Here is a 12,083-nt window from a genome sequence, read left to right as displayed (position 1 = left end):
TAAAGGGGTGGTGTATCGGATAAGAGAGGATGGCACCGGCTTTCAGGTGTTGCATTCGTTTGGGGGGAAGGATGGAGCCTATCCGTTGTTGGTGGAGTTGGTAGAGGGGTCGGGAGGTTGGTTGTATGGGGTGACGAGTGGAGGGGGTGTTTATGGGAATGGAGTGGTGTTTGGGGTGAAGGAGGACGGGAGTGGCTACCGGGTGTTGCATGAGTTTAGTGCAGAGGACGGTTTAGGGCGGAATGGGGATGGGAGCCATCCTTATGGTGGTTTGGTGTTAGGTTTGGGGGGTTGGTTATATGGGGAGACGTATGGGGGTGGTGGTTATGGGATGGGAGTGGTGTTTAGAGTGAGGGAGGATGGGAGTGGCTACCGGGTGTTGCACACATTTACGGGTGGTGTGGAAGGTTCTCATGCTTTGGGGAGCTTGTTGTTATGGGGTGAGAAGTTGTATGGGGTATGTAGTGAGGGAGGGAGGTTAGGTGGGGGATGTGTGTTTGTGTTGGGAGTAGGTGGGGAGGGTTATAGGGTGTTGCATAGTTTTGGGGTAGATAGGGAGGGTTGGACGGGTTTAGGTGGCTTGGTGTTGTTGGGCAGCGAGTGGTTATATGGGGTGACGGAGGGTGGAGGTGTTGGTGGTGAGGGAGTGGTGTATCGGCTAAGGGCGGATGGGAGTGGTTTTGGGGTTGTGTACGATTTCGGGAAGCGGTTAGGGCAGGCCTCTCAGAGATGAGTTTCTTTCGGAAAGGGCGGTATCCGGCAGGGTTGCAAAAAGAAGGATTCTTGAAAGCCGTTGGTGAACAAAAGCCACGAATGCCGAGAAAAGCCATTCGGCGTTCGCATCGAGTTTCAGAAAGTCCATCCTTATCCTGAAGGAGAGAGAGAAATGCCAGGACCCATTGTCGCGCTTACCGTAGACTGCACCTGTGCTCTCAACGGCAAATGCTATGTTTCCGGCATTGTGGAGGCCACCGAACAGGCTGTTGTCCCCTGCACATGGCTGCTTGGTGTGAGTGAGCACGATCCCATGAGCAATGTGAAGCTCTACCACAACGAATACCTACATCGCATTCCCGCTTGGCACGAGCTTGGGCTTTTCCTCAGTTTCGATACCGGTGCTTCCAACACTGTAGACCGTGGTGACCTCATCCGCGTGGGCAAAGACATCCTAAAACAGTTCTCCATCAAGCCGACCGCCTTTCGAGCTGCCAACGGCGACTTAGAGGCCGGCGACATTAAAGCTTTGGAGGATATCGGAATCCTCATCGACTCGACCCCCGGCTCCAGCGCCGAGCTTCCCAAAGACACTCCTCGTTCCCCTTACCATCCGTCCTATACCCACCCTTATCAACAGGGGGAGGCCAAACTATGGATCGCTCCGGTAGCCCATGTGAACGGTGTGCGCGGCTATATTGACCAGGGCTTCGACGCGCTTAAATCCGTGATAGACGCCCACCTCACTCTCTCCGACATTTTGGTTTTGGGAATGACGGATTGCGTGGATAATCGGGAAAATCTCGTTCACGTGATCGCCTATCTTAAACAGAAGGGGGCGCGCTTCATTACGCTAACACAGCTTGTTTCCGAACTGTAGGCCATGGAAAACGATCGTGAAAAAAGGGTCGCCGTCGTTACCGGCGCAAGCAGCGGGATAGGGGCGGCGACGGCTGCGGCCTTGCATCGGGCCGGTTTTGCGCTCATTCTGGGCGCTCGACGTTTGGAAAAATTGCAGCAAGTGGGTGAACCACTTGGCGCCCGCTGCTTCTACCTCGATGTAACCGACCTTCAAAGTATTCGTGAATTCTGCAGCCATGTCGAACAGGTTCATTTGCTAGTTAACAACGCCGGAGGCGCTTTAGGGCTAGACCCCATCGAATCGGCAAAGGATGAGGATTGGGAACAGATGTTCCGCACCAACGTGCTCGGTTTAATGCGCATGACCCGTGAGCTTTTGCCGAAACTCGAAGCAAGCGGTGCCGGGCATGTCATCAACATCGGCAGCATTGCCGGGCGCGAACCCTATCCGGGCGGCGCGGGCTACAATGCAGCGAAATTTGCCGTGCGTGCCATAACACAGGTTATGCGTATGGAGTGGCTTGGACGCCCTATACGGGTTACCGAGATCGCTCCAGGACTGGTGGAAACGGAGTTCAGCCTCGTGCGGTTTAAGGGCGATGTGGAACGCGCGGCACGGGTCTATCAGGGCCTAAAGCCCCTGACAGCCGAGGATGTCGCCGATGCGGTAGTCTGGGCGGCAACGCGTCCACCCCATGTCAACATTGATGAGATCGTGCTAAAACCGCTTGATCAAGCTTCTGCCCTCATGGTAAAAAGAAGAGACAACGGAGGTCAGACCTAGCCACTGTCACATCACGTGCGCTCCGGCGTTTGAAATCCAATAACTACTCGCTCGGAAGATTCTTTGTGTAGGGAAACACGCTCATGAAAGTTCAAACACTGCTTCTACTCTGTCTCGCTCCCATCCTTTCCACACCGCTCGCTTGGGCCGATCAGGGCATTGCGGCGACCCCCACGGTGGTTGTAAAGGGGCAAACTGTCAAGCTCGAGTGGTATATCACCGGCGATAAGGTGGTGCTTTCGGGAGGGCGATTTGGCAAAGGGGTGGTCGTTACAGGCAAAACACAGGTTACCGACCGTCCTCTTCAGACAACACGCTATGTGCTTGATGACTACTACCATGTAAACAATCCGCCCGGCTCCGGCAAACCCGCCGTTCAGAGGCTTCACACCCGCTATTCTGTGGTGGTGAAGGTGTTTACCATGCCGCCATTGGCCGTATATCGTGCCGGGAAAGATTGGACGGTGGATTATGTGAAAGGCTGGAAAGCCTATCCGATAAAAACGCCGGATGGTATTCCTCATGGTCTGGTCTTCTTCCAGCCTGAAGAGGACAGCATCGAGCGCCTAGGGGTCGCCATGTTGTCCGCATCGAACAAAACGGCGGAAACGCTTATGGAGGATGTCGAAGCCGATATTCCCCAGCACTATAAGGACGTCAAAACGATCTCGCGCGACTCGATCACCTTTTGTGGAGAACCGGCCGTACGACTTGTCTTCGAGGCTACCGACCCGGCCGGTCGCCGCATCGAATCGGTTGTTCTCGCCTTTGTGCACGATGGTATGGGCTATGTGGTGAGTGGACGTACCTCCGATTCGGCGTTCGATGTGCGTCGTCTCTTGTTAGATAGGCTCGTTGAGAGCTTTAGACCGGGAGATCGAACAACGGCCTACTCAGGAACCAGATAAGGCACGATCTTTATCGGCATGGCGGAGGCGTAACGCCTTTTCCTCTTATCTGCAAGCTCGAAGGCGAAGATAGGGGGCGAGCAAAGGGATAGGGGGCGAACAAGGCAGACTTGCTGGTAAGCCCCCACCCCCCTGCCCCTCCCCCTATCAGGGAGAGGGGAGACCAATAAGTTCATTGGTGGTTACCCTCGATAACCTTTCCTTCGGAAACTAACCACAACCGCCCCCTTTCTCCCGAATCGGGGGAAAGGCTGGGATAGGGGGCGAGCAAGATAAGCTCACTTTGCTGACTTGCTCTAGAACCTCGATATTGACAGTTTCCACAGCCTCACCCCTTCCCTCAAAGCCAGTGGAAATTGAAACTTAAGATTTCTCGCCTTCGGCTCGAAATGACAGCTGTTCATCTCGCCTACGGCTCGAAATGACAGTTGTCCATCTCGCTCTCGGCCCGAAAGGACAGTCGCATCATTGGCTCTTCAGGGCTGACGCCCTCCCCCTCTCCCTAATTGGGAGAGGGGCACCTTGCGGTGGGCGCCTCAGCGGCCTGGATCATTTTCTTAATCGTCTCTTTCTCTGGCCGCTGCGTTGCTGTCCGCGAGGACGAAAGGCCGGGATAGGGGGCGAGCAAGATAGGCTTACTATGCTGACTGGCTCTAGAGCCGTGAGGGAATTGAAACTTAAGATTTCTCGCCTTCGGCTCGAAATGACAATCGCCTTCGGCTCTGCAAGCCCCCACCCCTCCCCCTATCAGGGAGAGGGGAGACCAATAAGTTCACTAGCGGTTTCCTTTGATTAGCTTTCCTTCGGAAACTCAACATAACCGCCCCCTTTCTCCCGAATCGGGGGAAAGGATGGGATAGGGGGCGCACAAGGCAGACTTGCTTTGCTGACTTGCTCTAGAACCTCGAGATTGACAGTTTCCACAGCCCTACCCCTATCCACTCCCCCTCAGTACCTCTCCCTCAAGGCCGATACAGGGGTACCCAGAAAACAGCAAGATTTTCCGGAGCAGGGCGCTCTTCCTCCTAGGTCAGAATCGGCTTCCCATACCCGTTAGCTGGTATACTTGTGGATATGTACGATGCAGAGCAAACTCCATCCACTCCCTTCCTAAATCGCATTCTCCACGGGGATTGTCGCGAACTATTGAAGCAGCTACCCGATGAGAGCATCGATCTCATCATTACCTCGCCACCCTATGCCGATCAGCGTAAAGAGGTTTACGGTGGCATTCATCCTGATTATTATGTGGAATGGTTTCTGCCCATTGCGACCGAGCTAAAGCGCGTTTTGAAACCGAGCGGTTCCTTTGTGTTGAACATCAAGGAGCGCGTGGTTGGCGGCGAGCGGCATACCTATGTGCTCGAGCTGATTCTTGCAATGCGCAAGCAGGGGTGGCTTTGGACGGAAGAGTATATCTGGCATAAAAAGAACTGCTATCCGGGCAAATGGCCCAATCGCTTTCGGGACGCATGGGAACGCCTCCTCCATTTTACAAAGCAGCGTCAATTCAAGATGTTTCAAGAAGCGGTGATGGTGCCGATGGGGGATTGGAAACATGAACGTCTTAAGAAGCTTGGGGAGAACGATCTCACCCGATTCACCTCTCAGGTTGGCAGCGGTTTTGGTAAGCGGGTCGCCAACTGGATTGGGCGTGAGTTTGCTTATCCGGATAATGTGCTCCATATGGCCACCGAATGCTATAATCGCTACCATGCAGCCACGTTTCCGGTGGAACTGCCTACCTGGTTCATCAAGCTGTTTACCGAGGTGGGCGATGTGGTGTTAGACCCCTTCATCGGGTCTGGCACAACGGCGGTTGCCTGTGTTCGTTTGGATCGCCGATATATCGGGATCGAAATCAAAGAGGAGTATGTGCGTCTGGCCAATGAGCGCGTGGCCAAAGAGGCAGCGGAACCGAATCTGTACACGATAGGAGAGAGCGAGACCTTTTTCCAAGTGTATTAGTGGTCATCGCGTGTAAGGGATTAAGTATCTTGATGAGTTCTATAACAGGCGAATAGCGAATCTATCGCGGCTTCACTTAAAAGAGGTTCTTAAGCGCAAAAACCCTTACCTCATGCGTGCTATTGGTCTGAGAACAGCTGCTGAATTAGTCGAATATATTTTGGATATCCATACCCAAGCATCTGACGAGACCATTTTCGGAGATGCATTTGTAGAACCTATTGCTCTGGCAGTGAGCCGTGGAAGAAAATCGGGTGCAACAGGGATAGATATCGAAATGGAAGAGGAGAAGACATACAAAGCCATTGCTGTAAAATCGGGGCCGAATATTTTTAACGCGAGTCAAACCGCTCGGATGAACGATGAGTTTCAAGAGCTACAAAATCGTCTCCGTCAGCATTTGAAAAATCTCGGGAAGCAATTTGAACCGATATTAGGTTGCTCTTATGGCCAGCGTGTGATGGAGCCGACTGCAAAAAGGCGATATCGCATTGTTTCCGGTCAAGCTTTTTGGCAAGAGATAACTGGGGATCCCGACTTCTACCTCAAACTGATGCGCCTGATGCGCGATTATCCCGATAAGCAGCGGGAACGCTATCAGCAAGAGTGGGCCAATGCAGTGAATCGTTTCACGCGCGATCTGTTAAACGACTTTGCGGATGCCGATGGCACGTTAAATTGGGAGAAGATCGTGCAATTTAACTCTAGCGCCGAATAGGCAGGCAAGAGACTTAAGGCGGTTGAGATGAGGTAAGGCGTTTTGAACTACCTTTTGAGGTTAAAATGGGGATGTCACTTAGAAGTGACATCCCTTGGGTTTTCATGGAAGAAGAGACTAGATTCCGAAGCGGCTCGGCGTTGGAGCGATGCGCGGAAGAACATGTGCCACCGAGGCAGCCCACTGTTTCGCCAAAGCGGTCACACTCGTTCCTGCGGCGCGCGCATCTTGAGGAGTCACACGCATTAAAAGATAGCCACGCACCAGCACCGCATTGCCCACTGCCTTTACGTCGGAGGCGCTCAAGGGAGGAACTTGCGTGCGCGAGAGAATCTCAACGGTGCGTGCATCGAACAGTTCGGTGCGCATGATGGGCGTGAAATGCCCGTCGCTTTGGGTGATGTGTACGATCCTATAGCCGGCGATGGCCCACCAGGTAGGGGACGTATCGGAGATTTCGGGAACGTTACCTACCGGTACCATGCGCTGGGCATGGCAAACCCCCGTGCCCATAGCCAAAGCAAGGGCACCACACACCACGGTCCACAGTGTCTTCTTCATTTATCTACTCCTTTGCTTTTGTAGTTTTTGAAATTGCCATTTTTATGACGGACGGGCTGTTGCGAATTGTTCCTGAAGGAGATGTCGCAACGGAATTGGATGTTGAGGTGGTTAAGAAGCGTCGTCTTCACGCTTCTGCCTATGCATTATAGCCCTTTCTCTGTAGAAAATCATCCGGCATAGAGAACCATGAGCATGAAACTGCAGGTCGGTAGGGCCATGTCCGTTCTGCGAGGAGATAAAGAACAAAAACAAAAAGCTCTAGAGGCCGTTTGGTTGAAGGCCTCTAGAGCGCAGTCGGGCTTCAAAAACAACTATTTGCCTCCGTCGCTATCACCGGTATCCACACAAACCATTTTCCAAACGAAGGTGTGCGAATCAACAGGAACATCCAATGGCCCGCGATCGATGAGGGTGATGCTGCCCGATACTTTTCCGCCTTCTCGCCTGCCTTTCATGTGCACGGAGACGGGATGACCGTTATAGGTGCCCCGCGCGTAGATTTCTATCTCGCCGTTCTTCACATGGGCGTTGCGGAAATTGGCTTGGAACAGCTCGCCATCGGGAAGGGTTATGTTGAGATCGCCGCTCACGACGCCGTTGTCATCGCTCATGTGCATGGTGAGGGCGTTGTTGCCACAATACCCCTTCCACGTTCCGCTGTAGCTTTTTGCGTTAACCGGGTTCGCCAGTTCAGGAGGGTTGGCAACGTTAGGCGGATTTGGGTTGGGCTGTTGCGGATGCTGTTCAGGCGGGTTCGCTTCTCTCCCACCGGCAACATAGTGCACCTCTTGGATGCCACATTTGGCGAGGAAATCGTTGCCGACCGGTGGAAGTTCGGGCGGGGTGATATGCTCTTCTCCCTGTTCCTCATCAATGTTTACCAGATGGTATCTCCCATCCTTAACGTGCTCTACGAACTCTTGTGTGCCTAGTTTGACAATATCGGCGAAGCCTACGGCGTTATCTCCGCCCCGAAGGCCGGTTGTTTCCACACCGATCAGTTGACCACTCGGTAATTTGATAACAGGAAAGCAGTGGCCGGGAACGACCATGAGGTAGGCTTGCAACCCCACCGCTTCGGCAAGCGAAGCGTAGAGAATGGCAAGGTCAATACAGGTTCCCGATTTTGCCATTAAGGTATCGCGTGGAAACTTGATGTCCTGGACGAACTGGGTGCCATCCAAAAATCCGGAAGGGGTTTGGTAGACGATGTTGTTGGCGACTTCCGTATCGTAGGCAGCTTTAAGCCACGTGATGGCGTCTTTGTCGCTGTTGTTAGCCGCAACCCCTCCTGCTGTGCTGCTGATATAGCCGGCAAGCTGTTTCACGGGATCGTCTGTTTTGGTGACATAAGCGGCAATAAGAGGCATGTTATTCGTCATGTCCATCCAGGCACCGATAGGGTTCACCTGCTGCCGATCCGAGGCGGTGAGATTGGAAGAGACCAGTTGGTTAATACCCATAATCGTAACGAGCTTGGTGTGGTCTTCCTCATGCTCATGTCCGGCAGCATCCTTGTAGAGGCAGCGAACGGTAAGATGCGCGGGGTTTTCTGTTTTGAAGGTCGCCACCTTTGAAGAGATGAGGGGATAGTAGCAATCTACCACCGAGCCACCGGGCAGAATAACGGAATAAGGCTCCGGCGTCCACTCGTCGGCATATTCCCCAAGACTGTAGTAGATTTTTACGTCGTACATGGGGGCGTTACCGGTGTTGGTGACAACGGACTTGGCGACCCAATATCTTCCTCCTCCGATGGTCGGGTCCGCATAGATTTTGTAGACGCAGGACATAATCCGATCATGGTAAACAAGGTTATACTGCAATTGCGGCTTGCCAGCGTAGTGGGGGGTTGGAATATGGTAGGTTAGTTTGTTTCCGGCATCGAAGTTGATCGCTTGTGCATTCGATGGAAGGATGTAGGTAGCGGTGCCGGTGGCCAACATCCCGTTTTCCTCGACCTGCGAGAAGGTCGTATAGAGCTTGTTACCGACTTGGGTTACCAGGTTTTCGCCTTTTGTTAAGGAGATTTCCCACCGTTGATCGCGGCAAACGGAAAAACCTAAAACTTCGCCGCTCATGTGGATAGCCTGGTTCGCATCGTCTCCGGTGATCTTAACCGTGTTTCGGTTGACCTCCCAATTTGCGTGGTTGTTAGAGATGAGGTCACGAAACAGAAGATAGAGATCGGGATAGACCATTTTGATAACATCATAGAAAGAGGGTGGGCTAAAAGTGATCGTTGCGTAGATACGGGCATTGCCGTTTTCGGCGACATCGGCCTGAAACTTAAGGTTCATGGCTCGAGGTGGCTCTTGAGCCTTACACAAAGGCACTGTAAGGAAGGAAGCAAGCGCTAGCGCGATGACCCAAAGAAGCCATCGGGCAACGAAGCGATAGGAGACTACCTTGATTTGAACTTGGCGTTGCATGGTTCTCCTCCGATCCTTGAGTATCTGTTCTCTCTATAACTTTGTGCTATAGAGAAAATGCGATGAACTGACATTTTAATGTTACCACAAAACATATTCAGATGCAAGAAAGCAAGGCAATGGGGTAGATCAAGTGATTATAAATAAAGTAACACATTTCTATAGTTGTTATAGACTCCATCGATCAGGTTTCTAATGGGAGGGCAGCGTTCAAATCAGGGCCGACGCTACTGCGCACGGCACTTTCTCAAGACCGACACAGGGGTAGGGCGCCCTCCCTCAGTGAAGACTAAACGTAAAGACCTCTCAGCTTCGCTTCGAGGTGACATGGGGCGCCGATGTCCCCTATAGGGGAAGGAGACCGGCAAGTTCATTGTCGGTTTCCTTTGATACGCTGTCATCTGGACACTAACCACACTAGCCCCCTTTCTTCAACAAGTAAGACACAATAAACGCCTCAGCGGCCAGCACCGTTTCTTTCAAAGCCTATCTCTCTGGCCGCTGCGTTGCTGTCTGCAAGACGAAAGGAAGGGATAGGGGGCGGGCAAAGTCGGCTTGCTCCACGAATGGGCTCTAGAACCGAAGCAGTTGGCAGTTTCTGCAGCCCCTCCCCAACCCTCAGAACCGGTGGGGATTGAAACACAAGATTTCTCGCCTTCGGCTCGAAATGACAGGCGCCTTCGCTAGAAAGGACAGGCGTAGCGCCGGCTCTTCAAGCCCCTCCCCAACCCTCAAGGCCGACGCCCTTCCCCTCAAGGCCGACGCCCTTCCCCTCAAGGCCGACGCCCTCCCCCTCACCTAACGACACAACAGCAAGGCGCCTTGACCCAAACCCTTCCAGGGGCAGGGTAACCCTGCCCTGCATCAGATCGGCGGTAGTTGAGTGGAACATAAGAGATGGGGATATCGTCCAACAGGTAGACACTCATAAATAGAAGTATTGAGGTCAAAAGGAGAACACAATGTATCGGATACTCATGCTGATTGTCGCTATCGTGATCGCGGTAGTGATCTGGAAGCTGGTGATCGGCGTGTTTGCAGGCCTAGGAGGCATCCTCTTCCTCATCATCGAGGCAGCGCTGCTTCTGTGGCTCATCTTCGAAATCTACCGTTTGCTAACAAACCGCAACACCGGAACCTACTAAAAAAAGAACATTCCACCCTGCCGGCGTCTTCCCTTTGAGGACGGCGTTGGCAGGGTTTTTGTTTCTCACAAGGCTTCTATGGCAGCAACACCCCGCAGCAAAACAGGGTCGCGCGGTGTAACTTTTATGAACAAGGAGTGCAGCGTCTATGAACGAGGAAACAGTAAATCTCCCTGATCCAAGCCCATCGGCACCGGCCGAAACCCATGAAGAGCGTATGGCCGACCGGGAAGATGTGGAGAACGCTCGCGTGGAGGAGCCGGACATTCGTGTGAAGAAACCGTTTTGGAAAAGCCTCGGCCCAGGCCTCGTTACCGGAGCCGCCGATAACGACCCGGCTGGCATCGGCACCTACTCGGTTGTGGGGGCGCAGTTCGGCTATAAGCTGTTATGGCCTACCCTGCTATGTCTCCCCCTGATGATCGCCGTTCAAGAGATGTGTGGCCGGGTTGCATTGCTGACGGGCAAGGGACTGGCGGCGGTCGTTAAGGAGCACTACCCGAAGTGGCTGCTGCTAGGGTGTGTTTTTCTGCTGATGGCCACGAATATTATCAATATCTACGCCGATCTCAACATCATGGCCTCTTCCGCCAAAATGCTTTTTCATGGCCCGTTTCTCGTTTGGATCAGCCTCATCTCCCTTTTTATCATGCTCACCCAAATCTTCATGCCCTATGCGCACTATGCGCGATTTCTCAAGTGGCTCTGTCTCACATTTATTGCCTACGCCATTACGGCCCTCATGCCGTCGGTGCATAACGCTTGGGGCCTCATTTTCAAAAACCTCGTGCTGCCCACTTGGCAATGGAAAACCGACTACTTGATGGCATTGGTTGGCTCGCTTGGTACCACGATATCGCCTTACCTTTTCTTTTGGCAGGCGGGGCAGCAGGTGGAGGAGCTTATTGCCCAGCACGAGGCCGACGCTCCCGGAAAACGCAAGCGCTCTCCCAATGAGGCCGAAATGCATAACCTACGAGCCGATACGGCTTCTGGTATGATCGTCTCTCAACTTGTAACGTTCTTTATTATCATTTGCACGGCGGCCACGCTGCATGCAAAAGGCATTACCAACATCAATACCGCCCAGGATGCCGCCAAAGCGCTGGCACCGCTTGGGGGCAAGGTGGCCTATTGGCTGTTTGCTTTAGGCATTTTGGGGGCCGGGTTGCTTGCTGTTCCCACTTTAGCGGGTTCTGCGGCCTATGCGCTCTCCGAGTCTTTAAGTTGGCGACATGGGTTGTATCGTCGTTTTCAAAGGGCACGCGCCTTCTATCTCACCATTGCCGGTATGGTGCTTGTGGGCTATCTTCTCAACTTCTTTCAGAAAATAAGCCCCATCAAGGCGCTCTTCTATGCATCGGTGCTCAACGGCGTTGTTGCCGTGCCGCTGCTTGTTGTGCTCCTCTTTATTTGCAACAACCCCAAAGTGATGAAAGCACGCACAAACCGCCCCCTCAGCAATCTTTTGGGTGGGCTGGCCGTGCTTCTGTTAGGGGCTGCCTCACTATTTATGCTATGGGCGCTGGCCACCGGGCACTCTTCATAGGGCGAGAAGTGAAGGGCACAAGGCCCCGTCAGTCCCTACGGTGCCTCCTCAGGAGCGATAACACGGAGGGCTTGGGGCACAACCTCGATCTTCGCCGGGGTATAGGCAGCAATATGATCGTCGGCATGCACGGGCAGGGGGCGTTGTCGGTAGCGCGCGCGACTGATCTCCACCTCACGCGCCCGTAGGCAGGTAACTTTGGGTAGTTGCAGATTGTTGCCGAATCGAAGCGCAAAGGCAAAACGGAGCAGCTCCCACCGCGAAAGGGTACCTACGAGGATGACATCGAACAACCCATCGTCTAGTTTGGCGTCGGGGGCGACTGCGAAGCGGGCGCCAAGGTAGACTGAGTTGCATATCGAAGCCATGGTTACCTCTTCTGCGTAGGCGACCCCGTCGAGCATCAGTTGAAGGCGACGGGCAGGCGGGTTCAGCAGAAG

At 53.4% G+C, this 12,083-nt stretch carries 12 protein-coding genes; 8 read left to right on the top strand and 4 right to left on the bottom strand.

Annotation, left to right across the window (positions count from 1 at the left end; all coding sequences use genetic code 11):
• The 6 genes from VKV18_RS07540 to VKV18_RS07515 all read left to right on the top strand — a co-directional run.
• The coding region (locus tag VKV18_RS07540; RefSeq protein ID WP_324203599.1) for a choice-of-anchor tandem repeat GloVer-containing protein at positions 1-733 on the top strand (733 nt) is incomplete at its 5' end.
• Between the two features lie 153 nt (positions 734-886).
• Positions 887-1,594: a hypothetical protein gene (locus VKV18_RS07535; protein WP_324203598.1), complete on the top strand. Its 708-nt coding sequence runs from the start codon at positions 887-889 to the stop codon at positions 1,592-1,594.
• Positions 1,595-1,597: 3 nt separating this feature from the next.
• A complete protein-coding gene (locus tag VKV18_RS07530; protein WP_324203597.1) occupies positions 1,598-2,359 on the top strand; it encodes an SDR family NAD(P)-dependent oxidoreductase in 762 nt (253 codons plus the stop codon).
• Positions 2,360-2,442: 83 nt separating this feature from the next.
• Entirely contained in the window at positions 2,443-3,267 is an 825-nt protein-coding gene (locus VKV18_RS07525) for a hypothetical protein (protein ID WP_324203596.1), read from the top strand.
• 1,074 nt (positions 3,268-4,341) lie between these two features.
• Positions 4,342-5,235: a site-specific DNA-methyltransferase gene (locus VKV18_RS07520; protein WP_324203595.1), complete on the top strand. Its 894-nt coding sequence runs from the start codon at positions 4,342-4,344 to the stop codon at positions 5,233-5,235.
• A 19-nt stretch (positions 5,236-5,254) separates the two neighbouring features.
• Complete coding sequence (locus VKV18_RS07515; protein WP_324203600.1) at positions 5,255-5,953, top strand: PmeII family type II restriction endonuclease; 699 nt, start codon at positions 5,255-5,257, stop codon at positions 5,951-5,953.
• Between the two features lie 117 nt (positions 5,954-6,070).
• On the opposite strand, the gene VKV18_RS07510 is transcribed toward VKV18_RS07515, so the two are convergent.
• The 3 genes from VKV18_RS07510 to VKV18_RS07500 form a co-directional block, all read right to left on the bottom strand.
• Positions 6,071-6,514, bottom strand: coding sequence for a hypothetical protein (locus VKV18_RS07510; RefSeq protein WP_324203594.1), 444 nt, complete (start codon positions 6,512-6,514; stop codon positions 6,071-6,073).
• 314 nt (positions 6,515-6,828) lie between these two features.
• Positions 6,829-8,949, bottom strand: a complete 2,121-nt coding sequence (locus VKV18_RS07505; protein WP_324203593.1) for a hypothetical protein — start codon at positions 8,947-8,949, stop codon at positions 6,829-6,831.
• Positions 8,950-9,661: 712 nt separating this feature from the next.
• Positions 9,662-9,841, bottom strand: a complete 180-nt coding sequence (locus VKV18_RS07500) for a hypothetical protein (protein WP_324203592.1) — start codon at positions 9,839-9,841, stop codon at positions 9,662-9,664.
• A gap of 70 nt (positions 9,842-9,911) precedes the next feature.
• Here VKV18_RS07500 and VKV18_RS07495 point away from each other — a divergent pair, with 70 nt between their 5' ends.
• Together VKV18_RS07495 and VKV18_RS07490 are read left to right on the top strand one after the other, a co-directional pair.
• Positions 9,912-10,094, top strand: a complete 183-nt coding sequence (locus tag VKV18_RS07495) for a hypothetical protein (protein WP_324203591.1) — start codon at positions 9,912-9,914, stop codon at positions 10,092-10,094.
• Positions 10,095-10,242: 148 nt separating this feature from the next.
• The gene (locus VKV18_RS07490) at positions 10,243-11,643 is read left to right on the top strand and encodes an Nramp family divalent metal transporter (protein ID WP_324203590.1); all 1,401 of its coding nucleotides are present in this window, start codon (positions 10,243-10,245) and stop codon (positions 11,641-11,643) included.
• A gap of 35 nt (positions 11,644-11,678) precedes the next feature.
• On the opposite strand, the gene VKV18_RS07485 is transcribed toward VKV18_RS07490, so the two are convergent.
• On the bottom strand, positions 11,679-12,083 hold a 405-nt coding region (locus VKV18_RS07485; protein WP_324203589.1), incomplete at its 5' end, for a diacylglycerol/lipid kinase family protein.

It is taken from the genome of Chthonomonas sp., from assembly GCF_035294505.1.
Classification (GTDB): Bacteria; Armatimonadota; Chthonomonadetes; order Chthonomonadales; family Chthonomonadaceae; genus Chthonomonas.
This window is presented reverse-complemented; position numbering and strand designations above follow the sequence as displayed.

Bases quoted from the DNA above. Each gene is read 5' to 3' on its own strand.
- VKV18_RS07510 (WP_324203594.1), bottom strand. From the start codon at position 6,514: ATGAAGAAGACACTGTGGACCGTGGTGTGTGGTGCCCTTGCTTTGGCT.
- VKV18_RS07525 (WP_324203596.1), top strand. From the start codon at position 2,443: ATGAAAGTTCAAACACTGCTTCTACTCTGTCTCGCTCCCATCCTTTCC.
- VKV18_RS07530 (WP_324203597.1), top strand. From the start codon at position 1,598: ATGGAAAACGATCGTGAAAAAAGGGTCGCCGTCGTTACCGGCGCAAGC.
- VKV18_RS07500 (WP_324203592.1), bottom strand. From the start codon at position 9,841: ATGTTCCACTCAACTACCGCCGATCTGATGCAGGGCAGGGTTACCCTG.
- VKV18_RS07490 (WP_324203590.1), top strand. From the start codon at position 10,243: ATGAACGAGGAAACAGTAAATCTCCCTGATCCAAGCCCATCGGCACCG.
- VKV18_RS07495 (WP_324203591.1), top strand. From the start codon at position 9,912: ATGTATCGGATACTCATGCTGATTGTCGCTATCGTGATCGCGGTAGTG.
- VKV18_RS07520 (WP_324203595.1), top strand. From the start codon at position 4,342: ATGTACGATGCAGAGCAAACTCCATCCACTCCCTTCCTAAATCGCATT.
- VKV18_RS07505 (WP_324203593.1), bottom strand. From the start codon at position 8,949: ATGCAACGCCAAGTTCAAATCAAGGTAGTCTCCTATCGCTTCGTTGCC.
- VKV18_RS07535 (WP_324203598.1), top strand. From the start codon at position 887: ATGCCAGGACCCATTGTCGCGCTTACCGTAGACTGCACCTGTGCTCTC.